Below are 22,947 nucleotides of genomic sequence, written 5' to 3' on the forward strand. Positions count from 1 at the left end.
TGCGGCGGTGACGGTGTTGAACCCCGTATGAGCTCCGTGATCGCGGCGACCCGCTTCTCCGTCCTCGACCGCTCCCGCACCCGGGAAGGCCATACGAACGCCGAGGCACTGCGCGACACCGTGACGCTGGCGCGGGAGCTGGAGGAGCTGGGCTACCACCGCATCTGGGTCTCGGAGCACCATGGCGTACCCGGCGTCGCCGGTTCCGCCCCGACGGTGCTGGCCGCCGCCGTCGCCTCCGCGACCCGCACCATCCGGGTCGGCACCGGCGGCGTCATGCTGCCCAACCACCAACCGCTGGTCGTGGCGGAGCAGTTCGGGGTGCTGGAGTCGCTCTTCCCCGGCCGTGTCGACATGGGGCTCGGGCGGTCCGTCGGCTTCACGGACGGCGTGCGCAAGGCGCTCGGGCGGGACAAGGGTGACGCGGAGGACTTCGCGGCGCAGATCCAGGAGCTGCTCGGCTGGTTCCGCGGCACCTCGCCCACCGGGGTGCACGCGCGTCCCGCCGAGGGCCTGACCGTGCCGCCGTTCGTGCTGGCCATGGGCGAGGGCGCGGACATCGCTGCCCGCGCGGGGCTGCCGATGGTCATCGGCGACCTCAGGAACAGGGAGAAGATGCGGCGCGGGATCGACCACTACCGCGAGCACTTCCGGCCCTCCCCGTGGGCGGGTGAGCCGTACGTCGTGATCTCCGGCACGGTCGCGGTGGCCGCCACGCCCGAGGAGGCCCGGCGTCTGCTCGTGCCGGAGGCCTGGTCGATGGCGTACTCGCGCACGCACGGCACCTTCCCGCCGCTGCCGCCCGCCGAGCGTGTGGAGTCGCTCACGATGACCGGCAAGGAGCGCGGCTTCTACGAGGGCGGACTGGCCGGGCACATCGCGGGCACGGAGGATCAGGTCGCGCACGAGCTGGAGACGGTGCTGAAGGAGACGGGGGCGCAGGAAGTGCTGGTCACGACCAGTACGTACGACCGCGAGGCGCTGGTGGACTCGTACCGCAGGCTCGCCCGGATCGTGAACGCATGACCCGGGCGGGCCTCCGGCCGTCGGATCAGTCCGTGTCGCGCGGGTCGAACGAGGTGGTGTCGATCGTCAGCGGCTTCGGGAACGCGCCGGCCACCGACTCCCAGCCCGTGAACTTGAAGTCGGTGCCCTCCCGGTCGCCGTCCGCGGGCGTGGCCTCGCCGTCGTGGGTGACCAGCAGGCCCTTGGGGAAGGAGCGGCCCAGCGGCACGTTGACGACGGCGGTTCCGTCCGAGTGCTGCACGCCGTCGGTGGCGACGCCGTCGGTGACGGCGAAGGAGCCGAGGTAGGCGTTGCCGCCCTGGCGCTCGTACACGGCGAAGGTGTTGTCGCCCTGGCTGGAGGCGAGCAGGTAGCCCTTGCCGTCGCCGGTGTGGTAAATCGCGGCACCCTCGGCGTCGGCGCTCAGGTGCTCACCGCCGTAACCGGGGTCGCCCGCGGTGTCGAGGACGCACTCCTCTTCCTCCGCGTCGTACGTCCACGGCGTACCGTACTCGCGCACCCGGTCGATCAGCTCGGGCCGCTCGAACTCCTCGTCGTCGAGCTCGACCCGCCACAGCCCGACATCCTCCTGGGCCGCGTACAGGACGTGCTCCTCCTGGTCGACGACCATGCCCTCGACCTGCGCGTGGTCACCGGGGTCGGCGCACGGGGTCCAGCTGTCGCCGTTCGGCAGGGTGAAGGAGCCCGGCAGGTCGAGGGTGTCCTCGGTCCGATAGCCGACGCGGCCGTTCCGGTCCTCCAGCTGCAGCAGCCGTACGCGGGTCTCCGAGCGGCGCGACACCACGACGTACGCCTTGTCGTCGTCGCTGAAGGCGGCCAGACCGTAGGCGGTGCGCTGGTCGTCGACCTCGGCCTCGCTCGCGGAGAAGACCGGCGCGGCGTCCGCCGCGGTGACGTCCTTCAGCGGGGGCCGGCCCGCCGCCACGGCGGCCGGGTCGATCGCGTAGGCCCGGACCCGGTCCCGGCCGCGGTCGCTGACCAGGGCCAAGTCGGTCTTCTCGCCGTCCAGTTCGAAGCCGTAGACGACGTCGACGTTGTTGAAGCGGCCCGGCGCGGCGTCCTCGCCCGGCGCGGCGGGGGCGGCGATGTGCTGGAGGCGTTTCCCGTCGAGGCCGTAGACGTCGAGGCCGGCCTCCTTGAGGGTGCCGATCACGAGGCTGCGGCCCGGGTTGTCGGGGTCGACCCAGACGGCCGGGTCGTCGGCGTCGGCGTTGCCGCCCGCCTCGTCGTCGTACACGGCGGGGGTCTCCACGCGTGCGGAGACGGAGACCGGCTGCGGGACGGAGGCGCCCGTGACCATCAGCAGCGCGGTGGTGAGAGTGCTCAGAGCGGAAGCGCTCACGCATACTCCTCGGTTGGAAGAGAGACTGGCGAGACGCTATGGGTGGCCGGTGTGGGTGAGCCGACGGCGCCGTGAACTTCGGATGGCTCCTGCGGGCGCCGCGTCTGGTTCGCATACAATCGCGGGGTTTGCCCACGACCCTCCACCCGCCCCGCCCGGAGCACCTGCCGAATGCACTCCCCACACGACCCGTACGTCCGTGTACGCGGCGCCCGCGAGCACAACCTCAAGGGCGTGGACGTCGACATTCCGCGGGATGTGCTGACCGTGTTCACCGGCGTGTCGGGGTCGGGGAAGTCGTCGCTCGCCTTCGGCACCGTCTACGCCGAGGCGCAGCGCCGCTACTTCGAGTCGGTCGCGCCGTACGCGCGCAGGCTGATCCACCAGGTCGGCGCGCCGAAGGTCGCCGAGATCACCGGGCTTCCGCCGGCCGTGTCCCTCCAGCAGCGGCGCTCGGCACCGACGTCCCGCTCCTCGGTCGGCACGGTCACCAACCTCTCCCATTCCCTGCGGATGCTGTACTCCCGCGCCGGTGAATATCCGCCGGGCGCCGAGCGGCTCGACTCGGACGCCTTTTCGCCGAACACGGCGGCCGGGGCGTGCCCGGAGTGCCACGGACTCGGCCGAGTGCACCGTACGACCGAGGAGTCGCTGGTCCCCGACCCCGCGCTGTCCATCCGCGAGGGCGCGATCGCCGCGTGGCCGGGCGCCTGGCAGGGCAAGAACCTGCGCGACATCCTCGACGCGCTCGGCCACGACGTGGACCGGCGCTGGCGCGACCTGCCCGCCGAGGAGCGGGAGTGGATCCTGTTCACCGACGAGCAGCCGGTCGTCACCGTCCACCCGGTGCGCGACGCGGACCGCATCCAACGGCCGTACCAGGGCACCTACATGAGCGCCCGGCGGTACGTCATGAAGACCTTCTCCGACTCCAAGAGCCCGACCCTCAGGGCCAGGGCGGAGCGGTTCCTCGTCTCCGCGCCCTGCCCGGCGTGCGGGGGCAGCAGGCTGCGGCCCGAGGCGCTGGCGGTGACCTTCGCGGGGTGCACGATCGCCGAGCTGGCCGGGCTTGCGCTCACCGAGCTGGCGGCCACGCTGGACGGGGCGGCTTCGTCGGAGACGGCCCGGGTCCTCACCGAGGACCTCAGGACCCGGATCGGGCCCGTCGTCGAGCTCGGCCTCGGCTATCTCAGCCTCGACCGGGCCACCCCCACGCTCTCGGCCGGCGAACTCCAGCGCCTGCGACTCGCGACCCAGCTCAGGTCCGGGCTGTTCGGTGTGGTGTACGTCCTCGACGAGCCGTCTGCCGGACTGCACCCGGCGGACACGGAGGCGCTGCTCAGGGTGCTGGCGCGGCTGAAGGCGGCCGGGAACACGGTGTTCGTGGTCGAGCACCATCTCGATGTCGTGCGGGGCGCCGACTGGCTGGTGGACGTGGGGCCGCGCGCCGGTGAGCACGGCGGGCGGGTGCTGCACAGCGGGCCGGTGGCCGAGCTGGCGGCCGTCGCGGATTCGGCGACGGCCCGCTTCCTGTTCGACGACTCCCCTGCCGCCCTGCGCCAAGTGCGCGCCCCGCGCGGCAGGTTGAAGGTCGGCCCGGTCACCCGGCACAACCTGCGCGGGGTGACCGCCGAGTTCCCGCTCGGCGTGTTCACCGCCGTCACGGGGGTCTCGGGATCGGGCAAGTCCACGCTCATCGGGGAGATCGCCGAGGAACTGGCGGGGGTAGGGCGGCTGGTGTCGGTCGACCAGAAGCCGATCGGGCGTACCCCGCGCTCCAATCTGGCCACCTACACCGGCCTCTTCGACGTGGTGCGCAAGGTGTTCGCGGCAACCGACGAGGCGCGGGCGCGTGCTTACGGTGCCGGGCGGTTCTCCTTCAATGTCGCTGGGGGTACCCCCTCTGGGGGAGGGCGGTGCGATACGTGTCAGGGCGAGGGGTTCGTCAGTGTCGAGCTGCTGTTCCTGCCGAGTACGTACGCGCCCTGCCCGGACTGCGGCGGGGCACGCTACAACCCCGAGACGCTCGAAGTGGTGTACCGGGGGCGGAACATCGCGCAGGTCCTGGACCTCACGGTCGAGGCGGCGGCGGAGTTCTTCGCGGACACCCCGGCCGTGGCCCGCAGCCTCGGCACGCTGCTCGACGTGGGCCTCGGGTATCTGCGTCTCGGGCAGCCCGCCACCGAGCTGTCCGGCGGCGAGGCCCAGCGGATCAAGCTGGCGAGCGAGTTGCAGCGCGGCCGTCGCGGCCACACGCTCTACCTCCTCGACGAGCCGACGACCGGACTCCACCCGGCCGATGTCGAGGTGCTGATGCGCCAGTTGCACGGGCTCGTCGACGCCGGGCACACGGTCGTGGTCGTCGAGCACGACATGTCCGTCGTCGCGGGCGCGGACTGGGTGATCGACCTGGGCCCGGGCGGCGGCGACGCGGGCGGGCGGATCGTGGCGGCGGGTCCGCCCGCTGAGGTGGCACGGGCGGGGGGCAGCGCCACAGCGCCGTATCTCGCCCGGGTCATGGGGTGAGGGCGCACGCTCGGGGCATGCCACGGGGCCTCGCGCGCGTCACGCCCTGAGGCTCAGGGCGCGCACGCTCCGCGACCCCGCGCCCGGATCACGCCCGGGCACCTCCCGCGAGCGGGTCACGCCGTGAGCTCCCGCGCGCATGTCACTCTGCGAGAGCCGCAAGGGCGCGTCATGCCCCGAGCTCCAGCGCGCGTCACGCCGTGCGACCCCGCGCCGGATCGTGCCCAGGCATCCGTCACCCGTCACCCGTCACCCGGGCCGCACCGTGAGGTCCCGCGCCCATGTCCGCCCGCGAGGGCCTGATACCCGCGTCAGGCCGTCAGAGCCTCGCGCGCCGGTGCCGCCGACGCCTGTTCGGTCGCCCGGCTGCCACCGCCGGCCGGGAAGGGCACGGTGTTCCGCGGGCCGGCATCCTCGGCCCGGTGCGTCCCGACCAGGACGAACTCCTCGGCCGCGCGGGCCAGCGAGCGGCGGTCGGGGCGGCTGCCCGGTGCCATCGGCTCGCGCACCTCCGCCTCGGCGACCAGGTCGCGGGACCTCGTCACCCGCCACACCGAGGTGAGCAGCGAGTCGTCCCCGACGAAGGCGGCCGCCGTGCTGGGCGCGCCTCCCGCCAGCCGGTAGTGCAGACGCACCGGCTGCACGGGCACCTCCGCGTCGAGGGCGGCCTGGAAGGCGGCCCGGCGGAAGTAGCCCTGGGCGCGACCGCACCAGGTGCTGCCCTCGGGGAAGACGGTGACCGCCTCGCCAGCCCGCAGCGCCTCGGCGATCCGGGCGACCGTGTCGGGCAGTGCGCGGATCCGGTCCCGGTCGATGAACAGGGCGCCGCTGCGGGCGGTCAGCCAGCCCGCCACCGGCCAGTCCCGGATCTCCGACTTGGCGAGCATCCGGGCCGGGCGCACGGCGGCGAGCAGCGGGATGTCCAGCCAGGAGACGTGGTTGGCGACGAGCAGCAGCCCGCCGTCGGGCGCGGCGCCGCCGTCGATCCGCACCCGGACCCCCGAGGCCCGCACGACCCAGCGGCACCAGCGCCGTATCAGCCGCGAGGGTATGCGGCCGCCCAGCGGGCTGGCTACGAACCCGGCGATCAGCAGGAACAGGACCGCCACGAGCCGCAGGGCGGCCAGGGGCACGGCCCTGGCCGGTCCCGTCGCGTCCACGCACGTCCGCGGGGTGCAGGGCGCGCTGGGCCGCCACAGGGTCGCCACCTCGACGGCGTGGGCACGCGCGGCCGGTGCGCCGGTCGCCCCGGCGCTGGGAGCGGTCGCCGTGGAGACACCCACGGCACCGAGGGAGGAGGTGCTCATGGCCGCCCCGTCCGTCACGCCGGGACGAGCGAGAGGAAGTGCCGCAGATAGCGCGGGTTGACCCGGCGCATCGACAGCAGCACGTACATGTCGGCGACCCCGAACTCCGGGTCGTGCGCGGGCTCGCCGCAGACCCAGGCGCCCAGGCGGATGTAGCCGCGCAGCAGGGCGGGCAGCTCGATGCGCGTGGCGGGGACGGGGGCGGACGGCTGCCAGGGGTGCAGCGGCCGTACCCGGTACTCCTCCGGGGCCAGGTGCTTGGCCTGCACCCGGTCCCAGGTCGCGGCCGCGAGCGTGCCGCCGTCGGCGAGCGGGATGGAGCAGCAGCCGGCCAGCCACTCGTGGCCGTGGTCGACCATGTAGCGGGCGATGCCGGCCCAGATGAGGCTGATGACCGCGCCGTCGCGGTGGTCGGGGTGGACGCAGGAGCGGCCCACCTCGACCAGGTTCGGGCGCAGGGAGTCGATCCTGGTGAGGTCGAACTCGCCCTCCGAGTACAGTCGGCCGGCGACCGCGGCCCGCTCCGGCGGGAGCAGCCGGTAGGTGCCGACGACCTGGCCGGAGACCTCTTCGCGGACGAGCAGGTGGTCGCAGTACGCGTCGAAGGCGTCGATGTCCAGGCCCGGCTGAGGGGTGGCCAGCAGGGCGCCCATCTCGCCGGCGAAGACGTCGTGCCGCAGCCGCTGGGCGGCGCGCACGTCCTCCTCGTTGCGGGCGAGGCCGACGGTGTACCTGGTGGGTGCCGTGGGCTGCGGGGGACGGTCGACGGTCAGTACGCCGGTCATGGCTTACTCCTGGTCACGGGCCGGGGACGGCGAGCGGCGGGCAGTTGCGAGCGGTGCGTGGTGCCGCCCCTGTTCTTCCTATGCCGGTTGGCGTACGCGTGACCTGTGCCAGGAGAGCGGATGTGCGGATGTTGAACGGCGTGAACTCGTACCGGTCGTCCACATTCCAGTGCCCGACCGGTCAGCCGAGCGGTCCGGTGCTGTTCACCTGGCGAGCGAAAAAAGGCGAGACGGGGCCGGGGAGCACCACTCCCGGCCCCGCCCGTCCGCACGTGCCGGCGAACGTCTGTTGTGCGGCGAGAACTACCGCTTCACCTTCCGCGTGGCTCGCAGCCACTCCTTGTTCATGCTGGTGATCGACATCAGCGGGATGCCCTTGGGGCAGGCGGTGGCGCACTCGCCCGTGAGCGTGCAGCCGCCGAAGCCCTCCTCGTCCATCTGCGCCACCATGTCCAGCACCCGGGTCTCACGCTCGGGCGCCCCCTGCGGCAGCACGTTCAGGTGGTTGATCTTGGCGGAAGTGAACAGCATCGCCGCCCCGTTGGGACAGGCCGCCACACACGCGCCGCACCCGATGCACTCGGCGTGCTCGAAGGCGAGGTCGGCGTCCGGCTTCGGCACCGGCGTCGCGTGTGCCTCGGGCGCGGCACCCGTCGGCGCGGTGATGTAACCGCCGGCCTGGATGATCCGGTCGAAGGCGGAGCGGTCCACCACCAGGTCCTTGATCACCGGGAACGCCGACGCCCGCCACGGCTCGATGTCGATCGTGTCGCCGTCCTGGAAGGACCGCATGTGCAGCTGGCAGGTGGTCGTCCGCTCAGGCCCGTGCGCATCGCCGTTGATCACGAGAGAGCAGGCGCCGCAGATGCCCTCGCGGCAGTCGTGGTCGAAGGCGACCGGGTCCTCGCCCTTGAGGATGAGCTCCTCGTTGAGGGTGTCGAGCATCTCCAGGAAGGACATGTCGGAGGAGATCCCGTCCACCTCGTAGGTGGACATGGCGCCTTCGGCGTCGGCGTTCTTCTGCCGCCAGACGCGCAGGGTGAGCTTCATGCGTAGCTCCGCTGGGTGGGGTGGACGTACTCGAAGACCAGGTCTTCCTTGTGCAGCACGGGAGCGGCGCCGGTGTCGGTGAACTCCCAGGCCGCCACGTAGGCGAACCCGTCGTCCTTGCGGGCCGCCTCGCCGTCCGGCGTCTGCGACTCCTCGCGGAAGTGGCCGCCGCAGGACTCGGCGCGGTGCAGCGCGTCGAGGCACATGAGCTCGGCGAGCTCCAGGTAGTCGACGACGCGGTTGGCCTTCTCCAGCGACTGGTTGAACTCCTCGCCGGTGCCCGGGACCTTGATCCGCCGCCAGAACTCCTCGCGGATCTGCGGGATTCGCTCCAGTGCCTTGCGCAGCCCGGCGTCGGTGCGCGCCATTCCGCAGAACTCCCACATCAGCTCGCCGACTTCACGGTGGAAGGAGTCCGGGGTGCGGTCACCGTCCACAGCCAGCAACAGGCCCAGCCGGTCCTGGGTCTCGGCCAGCACCTCCTGGACCACGGGGTGCTCGTCGGTGACCTTCTCGTGGTGCGGGTTGCGGGCGAGGTAGTCGTTGATGGTGGCCGGGAGGACGAAGTAGCCGTCCGCCAGGCCCTGCATCAGGGCGCTCGCGCCGAGCCGGTTCGCCCCGTGGTCGGAGAAGTTGGCCTCGCCGATCGCGAACAGGCCGGGGATGGTGGTCTGGAGGTCGTAGTCGACCCACAGGCCGCCCATCGTGTAGTGCACGGCCGGGTAGATCCGCATCGGCACCTCGTACGGATCCTCGTCGGTGATCCGCTGGTACATGTCGAAGAGGTTGCCGTACTTGGCCTCGACGGCCGCCCGGCCCATGCGTTTGATGGCGTCCGCGAAGTCGAGGTACACGCCCTGTCCGCCGGGGCCCACTCCCCTGCCCTCGTCGCAGACGTTCTTGGCGGCGCGGGAGGCGATGTCGCGGGGCACGAGGTTGCCGAAGGACGGGTAGATGCGCTCCAGGTAGTAGTCGCGCTCGTCCTCGGGGATCTTGTTCGCGGGGCGGTCGTCGCCCCTGGCCTTCGGCACCCAGATCCGGCCGTCGTTGCGCAGCGACTCGCTCATCAGCGTCAGCTTGGACTGGTGGTCGCCGGTGCGCGGAATGCAGGTGGGGTGGATCTGGGTGAAGCAGGGGTTGGCGAAGTAGGCGCCGCGCCGGTGGGCCCGCCAGACGGCGGTGGCGTTGGAGTTCATGGCGTTCGTCGACAGGTAGAAGACGTTGCCGTAGCCGCCGCTGGCGAGTACGACGGCGTCCGCGAAGTACGTGTCGATACGACCGGTGATGAGGTCCCGGGCCACGATGCCGCGTGCCCGCCCGTCGACGACGATCAGGTCGAGCATCTCGGTGCGCGGGTGCATCTCGACGTTCCCCGCGGCGATCTGCCGGCTGAGCGCCTGGTAGGCGCCGAGCAGCAGTTGCTGTCCCGTCTGGCCGCGGGCGTAGAACGTACGCGAGACCTGGACGCCGCCGAAGGAGCGGGTGTCCAGCAGACCGCCGTACTCCCTGGCGAACGGCACGCCCTGCGCCACGCACTGGTCGATGATCTCCACCGAGATCTGGGCGAGCCGGTGCACGTTGGACTCCCGCGCCCGGAAGTCGCCGCCCTTGACGGTGTCGTAGAACAACCGGTGGATGGAGTCACCGTCGTTGCGGTAGTTCTTGGCCGCGTTGATGCCGCCCTGCGCGGCGATGGAGTGGGCGCGGCGTGGGGAGTCCTGGTAGCAGAACTGGACGACGTGGTAGCCCTGTTCGGCGAGAGTGGCGCCCGCGGAGCCGCCGGCCAGGCCCGTGCCCACCACGATCACCGTGTGTTTGCGCCGGTTGGCGGGGTTGACGAGTTTGGCCTCGAAGCGGCGTTTGTCCCAGCGCTCGTTGACGGGCCCGGACGGGGCCTTGGTGTCGACGACGGGGTCACCGGTCGCGTAGTCGGTGTATTCAGCGGTCATGTCAGCTCACCACTCCGGTCATGACGCCCACGGGTACCGCGATGAAGCCGGCCGTGAGCAGCAGCGCGAGGACGTTGGCGACGGTCTTCAGGGCCCGGTCGCGGGTGCGGCTGCTGGCGCCGAGGGTCTGGGCGGCGCTCCAGAAGCCGTGCCGGATGTGCAGGCCGAGCGCGAGCATCGCGACGATGTAGACGACGTTGCCGTACCAGGTGGAGAAGGTGTCCACGACGTTCTGGTACGGGTGGCCCTCCTGGAAGCCGCCTGAGTGCACGGTGCCGGTCGTCAGGTCGAGGATGTGCCAGACGATGAACAGGCCGAGGATGATGCCGCCCCAGCGCATGGTGCGGGTGGCGTAGGAGGCCCGCCGCTTCTTGTGCACGTACTTGCTGGGGCGCGCCTTGATGTCGCGGCGGCTGAGCTGGTACGCCGAGGTGGCGTGCGCGACGACGGCGACGACCAGCACGACGCGGATCAGCCAGAGCGTCCACTCGTAGTGCATGAACGGCTCGCCGACCGTGCGCAGCCAGTGGCCGTACGCGTTGAACTCGCCCGCGCCGAAGTAGATCTTCAGGTTGCCGATCATGTGGGCGACCAGGTACAGCAGCATGATCAGCCCGCTGACCGCCATCACGGTCTTCTTGCCGACGGTGGAGTCCCACACCGTGCGTGCCATGGACGGCCGTCGGTCCGTCCGCGTTGCCAGAGCCATGACTCAAGACGCTAGGGCCGTTCGACCCCATCGGTCCAAGACATGGTCCGGCTCGTTTCGATAGGCGATCCCTATGAGAGGCCTATGATGGCCGGGTGCAGTTCCAGCAGCTCCAGTACTTCGTGGCGGTCGCCGAGACCCGGCACTTCACCCGGGCCGCCGACCTGGTGCATGTCGCGCAGCCCTCGCTGTCGCAGCAGATCAAGGCGCTGGAGCGGGAGCTGGGGGCGGACCTGTTCCTGCGGGCCCGCGGCAACATCACGCTGACGGACGCCGGGGAGGCCCTGCTGCCGCTGGCCCGCCGCATCCTGGCCGACGCGGACACCGCCCGGCATGAGGTGCAGGAGCTCGTGCAGCTACGCCGCGGCCGGGTCCGGTTGGGCGCTACGCCGAGCCTGTGCACGGGCCTGCTCCCGGATGTGCTGCGCGCCTTCCACGACCGCTATCCCGGAATCCAACTGCTGATCGAGGAGAGCGGCTCGCACGACCTGGTCCGGGAACTGGCCCGCGGTGCCCTCGATCTGGCCCTGGTCGTGCTGCCCCTGCCGACCCCCTCCCCCGCACTCACCACCGTGGAGCTGCTGCGCGAGGACCTGGTGGTCGTCTCCTCGCCCGAGGCACCCCGCCCGGGCGGCGGTCGGCGCACCGTACGCATCGCCGACCTGGAGGGCGAACGCCTGGTGATGTTCCGGCACGGCTACGACCTGCGGGAACTCACCGTCGCCGCGTGCCGTGCCGAGGGCTTCGAACCGGACTTCGCGGTCGAGGGCGGTGAGATGGACGCGGTGCTGGGGTTCGTGCGGGCCGGGCTGGGGGTCGCCGTCGTACCGAGGATGGTGGCGGCACGATCGGGGCGCGGACTGCGCGTCACGCCACTGGCCCGGCCCGGGCTGCACCGGACGATCGCCCTGGCCCACCGCAGCGACGTGGCTCCGCCGCGGGCGGCGCGGGAGTTGCAGCGGATGCTGCTGGAGCGGTGAGCGGACGGACAGGCGTGGGGCAGGCATCTGTGCCCACGGCCTGCCCGGCCTCGCATGTCCGTTGCCTAATTGCCCTGTCCTTCGGGGAGGTCGGGGCAGCTGCGCTCATATCGCGTGTGCGGGCCGAGGTACTTGTCCCACTCGTGTCGGGTGAGGTTTCGCCTCGCCAGTCTGCAGGCATGGCGGATCCACTCACCGACGCTGCTGGGGAAGACTCGGATGCTCTGGTCCAGGCCGGCTGCCGCGATCGTTTCGGCGTCCGAGACGAGCGCGATCCTGCCGACGCTGTCGAAATAGTCGGACAGGGCATCGCCACTCAGCGCACCGGTGGCAGCGTCCCACCGCTGCAGGTTGCCGTTTCTCGATGCTGTGACGATGGTCTTGCCATCGGATGTGAAGGCGATGCGCACCAGGGCGTGCTCACGGCTGGTCAAGGGCTGTCCGATGGCAGCACCGGTGGTGAGGTCCCACCGGCGAAGTGTGTTTCCGTCGACCGACGCGATCATCTTTCCGTTCGGACTCAGATCCAGTGCTTCGACCGGCTTGTCGGTGGCGAGGAGGCCCCCGACCGGATCCCCGGTGACCGCGTTCCAGCGGCGGACACCGTCACGGCCACCGGAGATGACGGTCTTGCCGTCGAGACTGAACCGGACGTCGACGACGTCGCCGACATGGCCGGTTAGAGGTCTTCCGACAGGGGCTCCCGTGGTGGCGTCCCAGCGGCGCACGGTGTCGTCCCAGCCGGCTGACGCGAGCATCGTTCCGTCCGGGCTCAAGGCGATCATGTCGATCTCTTCGTCGTGACCGGTGAGAGGCTTCCCGACGGGCTTACCGGTTGCGGCATCCCAGCGGCGAACCACGGCGTCCTGGCCGGCGGAGAAGATGGTCCGGCCGTCGGGGCTGAAGACGATGCTTCTGACCTGTTTGCGGTGGCCCTTGAGGGGCTGGCCGATCGGAGATCCGCTGGTGGCGTCCCAACGGCGCATCGAGCCGTCACTGTGTCCGGAGACGATCGTCCGCCCGTCCGGGGCGAGTGCGATCCTCACGAACTGGTCTCCCACTCCACGAAGGGCAGGGCCGACGGGAGGCCCCGGCGTCTTCTCCCACAGCCTCACCGCATAGTCGCGGCCGGCCGTCGCGATGGCTGCGCCGTCTTTGGTGACGGCGATGGAGCGCACTTGATCGCGATGGCCGACCATGGGCCTTCCCTGCGGCTTGCCCGTGGCCGCGCTCCAGAAACGGACGGTGCGGTCACGACCGGCAGAGATGATCGTCTTCCCATCCGGGGCGACCGCGACAGCCTCGACGCGAAGCTTGTGACCGGTGAGCGGCTTCCCGAGGGGTGCTCCCGTGACGGGATCCCAGCGGCGGACTGTACCGTCCTGTCCGGCGGAGACGAGGAGTGACCGGTGGGTGTTCACGGCCACATCCACCACCGGTCCGACGTGTCCTCGCAAAGGTGGGCCGATCGGCTTGCCCGTGCGGGCGTCCCAGCGGAGCAGTGTCCCGTCGTAGCTGCCGGAGAAGATGGTCTTTCCATCCTGGCCGAAGGCCACGGACCACACACTGTCGGTGTGGCCGACGAGGGAGCGACCGATCGGGGCCCCGGTGGCGGCGTTCCAGCGTTGGATGGTCCGGTCCATGCCGGCTGAGATGATCATGCGGCCGTCCGGGCTGATCGCCACGGATTTCACGTTGTCGGTATGCCGTCGCAGTGGTTGTCCGATCGGCTTGCCCGTGTTGACGTCCCAGCGCCGGACGGTGGTGTCGTCACCGCCCGAAACGATCACACGCCCGTTCGGGCTTACGGCCAACGCCTCGATGGGATCGGTATGACCTTCGATCGGTGGGCCGAGCGGGGCGGACGTGGTCATGCTCCAGCGTCGGATGGTGTGGTCATCGCCGGCCGAGACGAGGGTCTTGCCGTCCGGGCTGAAGGCGACCGCATGCACAGGGGCGTTGTGCCCGATCAGCTCGACTGTGTTGCGCTGCGGGTCGAGGATGCCGCGGAGCAGGACCGCACGGGCCTGATCCGATGGGGCCAGCCGCAGACTTTCGAGACTCAGCAGCAGGGAAAGCGGCTGGTGGTCAATTGCTTCGGCCTGGACGGCGAGCTTCTGACCGGTCGCAAGGCGGCGTTCGGCGACGGCGGCTGAGCGTTGCCGGAAGGCATAGACCGTCAGGGCACCCGAGAGCAGGAGCAGGGCGCTCAGTGCGGCAATGACCTGAAGCAGCCGACGTGTACGCCGTCGTGTCCTTCGACGAGCCGCGGCCAGGAACGCCTCTTCCTGGTGGGTGAGCCGTACGCGCTCGGCAAGATTCTCGACCTCGTCCAGGCGACTGCCCTCATACAGCAGTGAGTCGTCGCGCGGGGCGCTGGCCGCCCATTCGCCTGCATTCCGTTGAAGACGCTGCCGGACGAGCAAGTCATGGCGGTCCTCCTCGATCCAGGAGGCAAGGCGCGGCCATGCTTCCAGCAGGGCCTCGTGGGAGATCTGGACGGTGTCCCGGTCACTGGAGGTCTCCCGGCCGACGGTGACCAGTCGGGCGCGTACCAGCGCGTCGAGGGCGGCTACGGCGGGCCCGTCGAGAGCGAGCGCCGTTCTGTCGACGACACGCCGCGTGTCCTCCGGTATGTCGTCTGCGACGTTGACCAGTTCCACGAGGATGCGCCGCGCCTCACCTTGCCCGGCGGCGTCCAGACGAGCGAAGACGTCCTCGGCGGTGGCGGCGATCGCCCCGTCGACTCTGCCCGTTGCCAGGTAATCGGCCACGGTCAGGCGCCGCCCCGAGTGCCTCTGCCAGGTCGAAAGCAGCGCATGCGACAGCAGCGGGAGCACCGCGCTGCGACGCCGGGAGGAGGCATGGGCGTTCAGGTCGCTCAGGACCACCTCGGTGAGTTCCGGCTCCACGACCAGTCCGGCAGTCTCGGCGGGCCTGGTGATCAATGATCGGAGCTGGTCATACGTCATCGGGCGCACGAACTCGGTTGCACCGCTCGCCAACCAGGGATGGTCGGTGCAGATCCCGTAGAAGTCGGACCGTACGGCGATCACCACCAAGGCTCGGCCCGAACCTGCGAGCGCGGCCAGCGTACGAAGGAACGCGCCGCGCATGCCTTCGGCACTGCCCAGGGCAAACAGCTCTTCGAACTGATCCACCACCACGACCGCGTGCCGTTCCGACAGCCCGTCCAGGGCCTCCTCGGGCCGGTCCCCCACAAGGAGCGAGCGTGTCGTTTCAGCCTCCTCGGAGGAGTACCGAGCGAGGCTCTCGGCCAGGGCGCTCAAGGGGTCGTCTCCCGGCGTGAACACGACGTGGGGCCAGCCGGCAGAGCGATCGACGCCGAGTCCGACTCTGGCGATGCGGGGCAGCAGCCCGGCCTGCAGGAGAGAGGACTTGCCCACGCCGGAGGCTCCGGTCACGATGAGCGGGCTCAACCGGGAGAGCTGTGCGCAGGCGCTCCGCAGCAGCTTCTCGGCAAGCTCGTCACGGCCGAAGAACCAGTCGGCATCGGTTCGGCCGTAGGCGTGCAGTCCCAGATACGGGCTTGTCTCCTCCACTGTGGCGTCCTGCGCCCGCATCGGCCGGGGCCCGGGTGGTACGTACCCATGGTTCATGGCCAGCACCAGGCGTCCGGCTCCGCCTTCGTATCTCACGATCGGTGGCTGATGGGCCTGCGTCAGCCGGCGATCCAGGACGTCCGTGACACGGCCCAACGTCAGTCGTGGCGGTCCATGGGCATCCCCTTCATCGAGCAGACGGATGAACTCGCCGGTGAACAGAGTTCGACGGCTGTCCGGGGCAAGCGCGAAGGACGTACGAGTGGCAGAGGTGAGAAGGAGCGAATCGCCCGACGGAAGGGGACGTGCACGGCCCGAGAAGCAGCAGTCAAGAACAACGACGATCGTTCGTGCCCTGCACTTCGCCGCCAGAGCGTCGTTGATCTCCGAGAAGGCGAGGGCTTGGTCGGCGGCGCGTCCCTGGCGGAGATCTCTTGTGGCCTGTGTCGCCAGATGGAGTTCCCCACCCGGCGAACACACTCCGTGGCCCACGTAATGGAAGAAGAAGACGTCTTCGGCTTCCTCCGCCGCGCGCCAGACGGCGTCGCCGAGCACCTTCGGACTCGGCGGATCGACAAGCGTGGACAGCCCTTCCTGCCTCACACCGCACCTGTTGATGAGACAGCGTGCCAGGTCCAGCACCGACGTTGCGGCTGCCGGCACATCGGGCAACTGCGGACTGCCCTCATGCCGACCCGTTCCCACAAGGAGGACCCGAGTTCCCGGCGACGACAGGGCGAGCAGAGAGGGCTCAACCACCGACGTTGTGCCGGTCGGAGTCGGTCAGGCGCTCGGTCATTTCCTCTACTTGGGCCGTCAGTGCCACGACGTCCAGCTGCCTCACCCGCCTGCCCGAGACGGTGACCGTGGAACCGTCATCGGTGCGGCGCACGGTCAACTCCACATCGCTTGTCCGGTATCGCAGCCAAGCGGCCAGGGCAGCCAGCAAAGGCGCGATGTTTCCTGGCTCCAACGCAAGCTGGAGCGCGTCGAGCACAGGCCCGAGTCTGCCGGGGGCCGGCGGCTGCTCCACCAGTTCGACCCTGCCGCGCCACGCCGCCTCACTGATCAATTCGGCGCGCAGATCACGCAGTTCGTCGGCGCCCTGGGGGTCGGATGTCGATACGAGCACGATCATCTGCTGCTCCTGGGCATGCGAAGGCGGGTGGTCCCACTTTCCGCCGCCCGTGCTGTCACCGGATGCGCTTCGCGATCGGTTCATCCTCAGGGCCTACAGGACGCACATGCATTCCCCTCCCCGCCCCCCCCCCGCGGCGCTCACCGCCGACCCCGGCCGACCGCGCGCAGCCACCCTTGTCCCGGGCTTCGCGGGGGGCGAGCCTGCCTGTCAGTGGCGGGAGGCCGAGGTCCGGGACCGGCGCGTGGCGGCCGCGATGCGTACGGCGTCCAGCGGGATCCCCGCCTGTGACGTCCATGCCCGCGCTCCCTGCGCGCAGGGGGGCCGGTGCCCGTCCTCGGCCAGGCACGACGATCGCCGCTCACCCCGTCGCGTCCACCAGCGCCAGCTCGTGCAGCCGGTCCGGCGGCCCCGGGCGGGCGTAGTACCAGCCCTGGGCCGTGTCGCAGCCCAGGATGCGCAGTTGCTCTGCCTGGGCGCCGGTCTCGACGCCCTCCACCGTCACCGCGAGGCTCAGGCTGTGGGCCAGGGACACGATGCCCTCGACGATCTTGAGGTCGACGGGGTCGGCCGGGAACTGCTGCATGCTCTGGGTGAAGGAGCGGTCCAGCTTGAGGATGCTGACCGGCAGGCGGCGCAGGTTGGCGAGGTTGGAGTAGCCGGTGCCGAAGTCGTCCAGGGCGATGTCGACACCCATCTCGGCGAGGCGGCGCAGGGGTTTCAGCAGGTCGTCGTCGGCGCCGATGAGGGCCGACTCGGTGACCTCCAGGCAGAGGGAGTCCGGCTCGACGCCCGTGCGCTCCAGGATGTCCACCGTGTCCTGGACGAGTCCGGGGTGGGTGAGCTGGCACGGCGAGAGATTGACGTTGATGCGGAGCGGGCCCGCGTCGTCGTGCCGTTCTCGCCACTCGCGTGCCTGACGCACCGACTGCTCGAGGACCCAGCGGCCCAGCGGCACGATGAGCCCCGTGTGCTCGGCGAGCGGGATGAACCGGTCCGGGCCGAGGACGCCGTGCTGCGGGTGCAGCCAGCGCACCAGCGCCTCCGCGCCGCGCACGCTGCCGTCGCCCAGGTGGACCAGCGGCTGGTACTCGATGAAGAACTCGCCCCGCTCCAGGGCCGTCGGCAGCGCCGTGGTCAGCCCGTGCCGGGTGATGGCGCGGGCGTCGGCCTCCGGATCGGCCAGCTCGAAGCGGTTGCCGCCCGCCGACTTGGCCCGGTACATGGTGATGTCGGCGCTGCGCAGCACCTCCGCCGGGCTGCGTTCGCCGGCCGGGCCCTCGACGATGCCGATGCTGCCGCGCACGGTCAGCTCCCGGCCGTCGACGCTGATCGGGGCGATCAGCGCGTTCATGATGCGGGCGGCGAGCTCGTCGACCTCGCGCTCGGTGTCGGGGCCGGTGGTCAGCGCCACGAACTCGTCGCCGCCGAGCCGCGCGACCATCTCGCCGGGCGCGGTGGCACAGGACTGGAGCCGGTCGGCGACCTCGACGAGCAGCCGGTCGCCGGCCGCGTGGCCGAGGCTGTCGTTGACGGTCTTGAAGCCGTCCAGGTCGAGGTAGCACAGGCCGAACCGCTGTCCTTCGCCGGCACCCAGTGCCTTCTCCAGGCGTTCGAAGAAGAACGTGCGGTTGGGCAGGCCCGTGAGGGCGTCGTGGGTGGCCTCGTAGCGCAGCCGGAGGTTGAGCAGGCGCCGCTCGGTGGTGTCCTCCATCAGGGCCAGCTGGTACTGCGGGTTGCCGTCGGCATCGCGCAGCAGGGAGACGGTGAGGTTGGTCCACAGGACCGTTCCGTCAGGCCGGTAGAACGCCTTCTCGACGTGGTAGTGCTCGCGCTCGCCGCGCACGAGTTCGTCGTAGAGCTTCCACGTCTGCGGCGCGTCCTCGGGGTGGGTCCACTCCATGACGTTGCGGCCCTGCATGGTCTGCTCGGAGACGCCGAACATCCGCAGCAGCGCGCCGTTGACCTGCAGGACGTTGCCCTCCAGGTCGGCGATGCCGATTCCTATGGCCGCGCCCTCGAAGACCGCGCGGAAGCGGGCCTCGGTGGCGTGCAGTGCCTGGGCCACGACGCCCTGCGCCTTGAGGGCGGCCGCGGAGATCGCCTCCTGCTCGGCCAGCGTCCGCTCGCGCAGCGCCTGGGCGAACCCGGCGGCCATGGCGTGCTGCAGCCGCGAGGAGCGGGCCCGCTGGTCCTCCTGGTCGCCGTCGGTGCCGCAGTAGAGCACGAGGTAGGCCTCGACGCAGTCCAGCGAGCGGCTGAGCGCCTCGGGGTCGGTGCAGTGCGCGGTGACCAGCGCGGCGCCGACCGCCCGGCCCTCGTTCGCGTCGAACGTCCTGGCCCTGAGCGCGTCGCTCAACCGCCGGGCCAGGGGCAGCAGTTGTGCCTCGAACTCCGGCCGGGTCGACGACGTCGAGGTCACCGGGAAGACCGCCCGGCTCCAGATCGTCGCGAACCGGCGCAGTCTGTCCTCCGGCCCGTCCGGCCCCGCGCTCACGCCGTACGCCCCACGCCGGCGAAACCGGAGAAGGCAAACGGATCCTCGTCCTCCGGTGCGGTGTCGGGCCGCCAGTGCGGCATCGGCACCAGTCCGGGTTCCACCATGTCGTACCCCTCGAAGAACCGCGCGATCTGGTCGCGCGAGCGCATGATCAGCGGGTTGCGAATGTCCTTGTACACGTCGACCGTGCCCTTGGCCCGCTCCTCGGGCAGCGGGATTCCCTCGTACGAGGCATGCGTGAGCACCAGCATGCTGCCGGGCGCGAGCGCGTCGCCCAGCTCGGCCACCGACGCGTACGGGTCGTCCTCGTCCTCCACGAAGTGCAGTATGGCAACGAGAAGCAGGGCGACCGGCCGGTTCAGGTCGATGAGGCGCTCGACCGGTGAACTGGTCAGGATCTCCTGCGGCTTGCGCAGGTCCGCGGCGACGATGTCCGCGCGGTCGTCGCCCTCGAGTACGGCCTGGCTGTGCGCGACGGCGACCGGGTCGTGGTCGACGTACACCACGCGCGCCTCGGGGCTGGCCGCCCGGGCCACCTCGTGGACGTTGCCGAACGTCGGGATGCCGGAGCCGATGTCCAGGAACTGGGTGACGCCCTCGTCGACCGCGAAGCGCACCGCACGGCGCATGAACGCCCGGTTGGCCTGCATGATCTTGGGCAGCCCCGGCATGAACTCCATGGCCTTGCGGGCCGCTTCCCGGTCTACCTCGAAGTTGTGCGAACCGCCCAGGTAGTAGTCGTAGATCCGCGAGACACTGGGCACCGAGATGTCGATGCCCCGTGGGGCCCAGGCGGGACGCTCCATCTATCTCTCCAAGGCGTAGGCGATCCGGTGTTCGAGCTGAGGCTACTGATCGCCTGCCAAAGGAGCTAGCGGAAACGGAAATTGACCATCCGTTCCCGGTCACTGCCAGCGGCACGTGCCGAATTGATGCCCCGCAACCCTCCACGAGAAGCATCCGAAGCTTTCCACAGAGTCCCGAACCATGGTGAAAGAGGCCGAAGAATACCGGTGAATGACGGCAAACCGGTTCCGCCCCCTGCGGCGTGGAGCCACAGGGGGCGGACCGGTGGGTCGGGCGCGCCGTCCGTTCGTCCGGCACTCTCGTGTTCTCGTCCCTCCCTTCCGTGGTGCGTACTCGGCTGGGTGAGGCGATCAACCCTGGGGAGGTGTGATCTCTACTTCTCCGACGCGCCGACCGGCTTGCCGTCCGGGCGAATGGCGAACCAGGTGCCGCCGACGCCCTGACCGTTGGTGTCGCCGGGCTTCTTGTCGCCCGCGAAGGTGTAGATCGGGATGCAGTCGATGGTCTGCTGCTTGATGCCGTCGGGCCGGTCGAAGACGACGTAACCCTGTCCCCTGGGCCCGGACCCCTTCAGGTCGATGCCCTCGGTGTCCTCGGCGTCGACCGGCGCGATGACCGGCCACTTCTCCAGGCACTCGCCGGTGCACGCCGTCTTCATCGGCCAGGGCGTGTCCTTCATGAAGCGGTAGACCGTGTGGCCGTTCTTGTCGATGACGATCTCGCCGAGCTTGGGGTCGTTGCGCGTGGACAGTCCGGGCAGGTCGGCGGCCTCGGCGCCACCGCCCTGGGCCTTCTTGCCGGTGGGGGCGAGCGCGTACCAAGTGCCGCCGACGCCCTGGCCGTTGACGTCACCGGCCTGGGTGTCCTTGGCGAAGCGGTAGGCCGGCCAGCCGTCGACCGTCAGCTGCTTGGTGCCGTCGGAGCGGGTGACCGAGCCGAGCAGCGACTCGTCGATACCGGCGCCGGCCTTGGCGTCGTCCGCGGGGACCGGCGGCCACTTCGCCGCGCAGTCGCCGTCGCAGTTCGACTTGGGCGGCTCGGCGACATCCTTGTCGAAGCGGTAGAGCGTCAGCCCGGCGCTGTCGGTCAGCACCTCGCCGAGTTCCTGGTTGGTGGAGACGGACAGCTCGCCGGCGGAGGCGGTCGGCGTGGCCGCGCTCTCCTGCCCGGCGGCGCCGGCGTCGTAGCCGGTTCCGTTCCCGAGGCCGGTACCGGCGGTTCCGTAATCGCCCGCCGCGGCCGTGGCACCCACGTTCTGGCTGCTCGCCGGCGGGGCGGTTTCCGAGCCGCATGCCGTCGTCAGCGCCAGCACTGCCACGGCGCTCACCACGAGCGAGGCGCTCCGCCACGAGGTCTTCATCGTCAACTCCCCATAATCACAAGGGTGTTGCAGCGCCCTGCTGCGCCGCCGCACGACATGGGGTACGCACGGAAGCCACGTTCGTGTTCAACCGGCGCACAAATTTCTTTCCGGAAGCTGTGACAGCGCCCCCGTCACAGCTGTGAGACCACCCGCTTCACCGGTGATCCCACCCACCCCTCGCGTCGCACGCATGTACGTCCCGGCGGTCACTCATGTGCCACGTGGCCAAACCTTTCGAGGGCCGTACGTCGCCCTTTCGAGGCAATCCGGTGGCAGTCCGGCGCGTGGGAACGTGCACGGGGCTGAAGATCTTCGTCGTGTATGGACTCGAACCGACCCAATCCACCCTGAGGACAAGGGTGTTGACGGTGGTGACGCTGACCTGGCTCCTGGTGGCGGCACCGGCCGGCGTGGCCGTGGCCGACGTCTGCGCCTACGCGAGCACGGGCCCCGACGGCGCGGAGGCGGTGGCGGTCGTCGGGACCCTCACCTGGCCGACACCCACGCAGTGCCCGACGCCGACGCCCACACCGACACCTACGCCGACCCCCACCCCCATGCCGACACCGACGCCCACACCGGACCCCACTCCGACGCCACCGCCGAAAACCACGCCCAGCCAGAAGCCCGAACCACCACCGGCCCCACCGCCACCACCCCCGGCCGCACCGGCTCCCCAGCCCGCGCCACCGCGCCCGAGGCCGACCCCCACGCCGACTCCGACCCCCACCCCGACGCCGAAACCGAAGCCGTCGGCCAGACCCACCCCGACTCCCTCCGCCACGCCCGTGCGCTACCCGCCCTACCGCGCCACCGCGCACCGGCGGGCGGCCCACGACGCGCCGTCGCCCCTGACCTTCGTCCTGCTCATCGCCGCGCCCGCGATCGCCGCCGTCGCCGCGCTGCGCCCGCGCTGAACCTGGAGGCTTCCCTTGCCGGAATGGCTTGTTCTCACCCTCGCGATGCTGGCCGCCTGCTCCGTGGTCGTCATCATCACCTTCGTACGGCACCGCACGGCCCCCGAGGACGAGGATCCCTCCGAGACCCCCGACGTCATCGAGTACATGACGATGTGGATCGGTGTGGTGTACGCCATCGTGCTGGGCCTGGCCATCGCCGGTGTGTGGGAGGGCCGCAGCGCCGCCCAGGACCACGTCCAGGCGGAGGCCGTGGCACTGCACGAGGTGTCGGAGCGGGTCCGGGTCTATCCCGCCGACATCCGTGACCGCATTCGTGACGACGTCAACACCTATGTCGGACACGTCGTCACCACCGAGTGGAAGTCGATGGCCGACGACGCCCGGATGACCGACCGCGGCGCCGAGCTCTTCCAGCGCATCCGCGAGGACGTCACCGACTACAAGCCGAGGACGGACTTCGAGGCACAGGCCTACCAGCCGCTCCTCGACCAGGTGACCGCCGCCGACCAGGCACGCAACGCCCGCGCGAACTCGACCGGGGAGACCATGCCGGGCGTGGTGTGGTTCGGGCTCATCGCCGGCGGCGTCGTCACCATCGGGATGATCTTCGCCCTGCAGATCCGGCGCACGCCCCGCGAGCTGGTCCTCGCCGGGCTGTTCTCCGCACTGATCGCCTTCCTGCTCTTCCTCATCTGGGACTTCGACGCGCCCTACAGCCGGGGCGTCACGGCATCCGCGGAGCCGTTCCTGGACCTGTTCCCGCAGGCCAAGGGCTGACGGGCCCTCATCTGTCAGGTCGCCGGGGGGCGTGTGAAGTCGGTGCGGGCACCGCACTGGTTGCCGTCACGCCGCTCCCGTCCCCCGGTCGTGGCAACTTCGTCCCCTGGGCGGCCCACACGGTTGCCCCATTCGTACGACTGCGATCGCGCGGGTGGGCATGCCTTCCTAGCGTTCCGATCACCGAGGTGCATTTCCGGCGCGA

17 protein-coding genes are annotated in these 22,947 nt (G+C 70.6%); 5 read left to right on the top strand and 12 right to left on the bottom strand.

Features of this window, described 5'->3' with window-relative positions; genetic code table 11:
• The first annotated feature begins 27 nt into the window (after nt 1-27).
• Nucleotides 28-1,026 carry an LLM class flavin-dependent oxidoreductase gene (locus tag ACIBAG_RS01930; protein ID WP_399099844.1) on the top strand — a complete coding sequence of 333 codons (999 nt, stop codon included), beginning with the start codon at nt 28-30 and terminating at the stop codon, nt 1,024-1,026.
• Between the two features lie 25 nt (nt 1,027-1,051).
• On the opposite strand, the gene ACIBAG_RS01935 is transcribed toward ACIBAG_RS01930, so the two are convergent.
• A complete protein-coding gene (locus ACIBAG_RS01935; RefSeq protein ID WP_399099846.1) occupies nt 1,052-2,368 on the bottom strand; it encodes a phytase in 1,317 nt (438 codons plus the stop codon).
• Nucleotides 2,369-2,539: 171 nt separating this feature from the next.
• Here ACIBAG_RS01935 and ACIBAG_RS01940 point away from each other — a divergent pair, with 171 nt between their 5' ends.
• Complete coding sequence (locus tag ACIBAG_RS01940) at nt 2,540-4,894, top strand: ATP-binding cassette domain-containing protein (RefSeq protein ID WP_399099848.1); 2,355 nt, start codon at nt 2,540-2,542, stop codon at nt 4,892-4,894.
• Nucleotides 4,895-5,205: 311 nt separating this feature from the next.
• Here the strand turns inward: ACIBAG_RS01940 and ACIBAG_RS01945 are convergent, their stop codons facing one another.
• From ACIBAG_RS01945 to ACIBAG_RS01965, 5 genes are all read right to left on the bottom strand, one after another.
• Nucleotides 5,206-6,201, bottom strand: a complete 996-nt coding sequence (locus tag ACIBAG_RS01945; RefSeq protein WP_399099851.1) for a lysophospholipid acyltransferase family protein — start codon at nt 6,199-6,201, stop codon at nt 5,206-5,208.
• A 14-nt stretch (nt 6,202-6,215) separates the two neighbouring features.
• Complete coding sequence (locus tag ACIBAG_RS01950) at nt 6,216-6,986, bottom strand: GNAT family N-acetyltransferase (RefSeq protein ID WP_399099853.1); 771 nt, start codon at nt 6,984-6,986, stop codon at nt 6,216-6,218.
• Nucleotides 6,987-7,289: 303 nt separating this feature from the next.
• Complete coding sequence (locus ACIBAG_RS01955) at nt 7,290-8,036, bottom strand: succinate dehydrogenase/fumarate reductase iron-sulfur subunit (protein ID WP_399099855.1); 747 nt, start codon at nt 8,034-8,036, stop codon at nt 7,290-7,292.
• Nucleotides 8,033-9,985 (bottom strand): fumarate reductase/succinate dehydrogenase flavoprotein subunit, encoded by a 1,953-nt coding sequence (locus ACIBAG_RS01960; RefSeq protein ID WP_399099857.1) that lies wholly within the window; start codon nt 9,983-9,985, stop codon nt 8,033-8,035. Before ACIBAG_RS01960 ends, ACIBAG_RS01955 begins: the two co-directional genes overlap by 4 nt.
• 1 nt (nt 9,986) lies before the next feature.
• Nucleotides 9,987-10,658: a succinate dehydrogenase gene (locus tag ACIBAG_RS01965; protein WP_399100547.1), complete on the bottom strand. Its 672-nt coding sequence runs from the start codon at nt 10,656-10,658 to the stop codon at nt 9,987-9,989.
• A gap of 131 nt (nt 10,659-10,789) precedes the next feature.
• On the opposite strand from ACIBAG_RS01965, the gene ACIBAG_RS01970 reads away from it, so the two are divergent.
• The gene (locus tag ACIBAG_RS01970; protein ID WP_399099860.1) at nt 10,790-11,674 is read left to right on the top strand and encodes a LysR family transcriptional regulator; all 885 of its coding nucleotides are present in this window, start codon (nt 10,790-10,792) and stop codon (nt 11,672-11,674) included.
• 65 nt (nt 11,675-11,739) lie between these two features.
• Here the strand turns inward: ACIBAG_RS01970 and ACIBAG_RS01975 are convergent, their stop codons facing one another.
• The 6 genes from ACIBAG_RS01975 to ACIBAG_RS02000 all read right to left on the bottom strand — a co-directional run bounded on the left by ACIBAG_RS01975 (nt 11,740) and on the right by ACIBAG_RS02000 (nt 21,829).
• Nucleotides 11,740-15,900, bottom strand: a complete 4,161-nt coding sequence (locus ACIBAG_RS01975; RefSeq protein ID WP_399100549.1) for a PQQ-binding-like beta-propeller repeat protein — start codon at nt 15,898-15,900, stop codon at nt 11,740-11,742.
• Nucleotides 15,901-15,988: 88 nt separating this feature from the next.
• Nucleotides 15,989-16,375, bottom strand: a complete 387-nt coding sequence (locus ACIBAG_RS01980) for a hypothetical protein (RefSeq protein WP_399099862.1) — start codon at nt 16,373-16,375, stop codon at nt 15,989-15,991.
• 361 nt (nt 16,376-16,736) lie between these two features.
• Complete coding sequence (locus tag ACIBAG_RS01985) at nt 16,737-18,872, bottom strand: putative bifunctional diguanylate cyclase/phosphodiesterase (RefSeq protein ID WP_399099864.1); 2,136 nt, start codon at nt 18,870-18,872, stop codon at nt 16,737-16,739.
• Nucleotides 18,869-19,681, bottom strand: a complete 813-nt coding sequence (locus ACIBAG_RS01990) for an SAM-dependent methyltransferase (protein ID WP_399099866.1) — start codon at nt 19,679-19,681, stop codon at nt 18,869-18,871. The genes ACIBAG_RS01985 and ACIBAG_RS01990 overlap by 4 nt, the downstream gene beginning before the upstream one ends.
• A 374-nt stretch (nt 19,682-20,055) precedes the next feature.
• Nucleotides 20,056-21,042, bottom strand: a complete 987-nt coding sequence (locus ACIBAG_RS01995) for an SCO0930 family lipoprotein (RefSeq protein ID WP_399099868.1) — start codon at nt 21,040-21,042, stop codon at nt 20,056-20,058.
• Nucleotides 21,043-21,478: 436 nt separating this feature from the next.
• On the bottom strand, nt 21,479-21,829 hold the full coding sequence (locus ACIBAG_RS02000) for a hypothetical protein (protein WP_399099870.1): 351 nt from the start codon (nt 21,827-21,829) through the stop codon (nt 21,479-21,481).
• Nucleotides 21,830-21,833: 4 nt separating this feature from the next.
• Here ACIBAG_RS02000 and ACIBAG_RS02005 point away from each other — a divergent pair, with 4 nt between their 5' ends.
• On the top strand, nt 21,834-21,962 hold the full coding sequence (locus tag ACIBAG_RS02005) for a hypothetical protein (RefSeq protein WP_399099872.1): 129 nt from the start codon (nt 21,834-21,836) through the stop codon (nt 21,960-21,962).
• A gap of 15 nt (nt 21,963-21,977) precedes the next feature.
• Nucleotides 21,978-22,742 (top strand): hypothetical protein, encoded by a 765-nt coding sequence (locus ACIBAG_RS02010; protein ID WP_399099874.1) that lies wholly within the window; start codon nt 21,978-21,980, stop codon nt 22,740-22,742.
• Nucleotides 22,743-22,947: the final 205 nt, after the last annotated feature.

The sequence above is a fragment of the Streptomyces sp. NPDC051243 genome, assembly GCF_044455405.1.
In the GTDB taxonomy this organism is placed as follows: domain Bacteria; phylum Actinomycetota; class Actinomycetes; order Streptomycetales; family Streptomycetaceae; genus Streptomyces.

Bases quoted from the DNA above. Each gene is read 5' to 3' on its own strand.
- ACIBAG_RS01930 (WP_399099844.1), top strand. From the start codon at position 28: ATGAGCTCCGTGATCGCGGCGACCCGCTTCTCCGTCCTCGACCGCTCC.
- ACIBAG_RS01940 (WP_399099848.1), top strand. From the start codon at position 2,540: ATGCACTCCCCACACGACCCGTACGTCCGTGTACGCGGCGCCCGCGAG.
- ACIBAG_RS01945 (WP_399099851.1), bottom strand. From the start codon at position 6,201: ATGAGCACCTCCTCCCTCGGTGCCGTGGGTGTCTCCACGGCGACCGCT.
- ACIBAG_RS01950 (WP_399099853.1), bottom strand. From the start codon at position 6,986: ATGACCGGCGTACTGACCGTCGACCGTCCCCCGCAGCCCACGGCACCC.
- ACIBAG_RS01955 (WP_399099855.1), bottom strand. From the start codon at position 8,036: ATGAAGCTCACCCTGCGCGTCTGGCGGCAGAAGAACGCCGACGCCGAA.
- ACIBAG_RS01960 (WP_399099857.1), bottom strand. From the start codon at position 9,985: ATGACCGCTGAATACACCGACTACGCGACCGGTGACCCCGTCGTCGAC.
- ACIBAG_RS01965 (WP_399100547.1), bottom strand. From the start codon at position 10,658: ATGGCACGCACGGTGTGGGACTCCACCGTCGGCAAGAAGACCGTGATG.
- ACIBAG_RS01980 (WP_399099862.1), bottom strand. From the start codon at position 16,375: ATGATCGTGCTCGTATCGACATCCGACCCCCAGGGCGCCGACGAACTG.
- ACIBAG_RS01990 (WP_399099866.1), bottom strand. From the start codon at position 19,681: ATGGAGCGTCCCGCCTGGGCCCCACGGGGCATCGACATCTCGGTGCCC.
- ACIBAG_RS01995 (WP_399099868.1), bottom strand. From the start codon at position 21,042: ATGAAGACCTCGTGGCGGAGCGCCTCGCTCGTGGTGAGCGCCGTGGCA.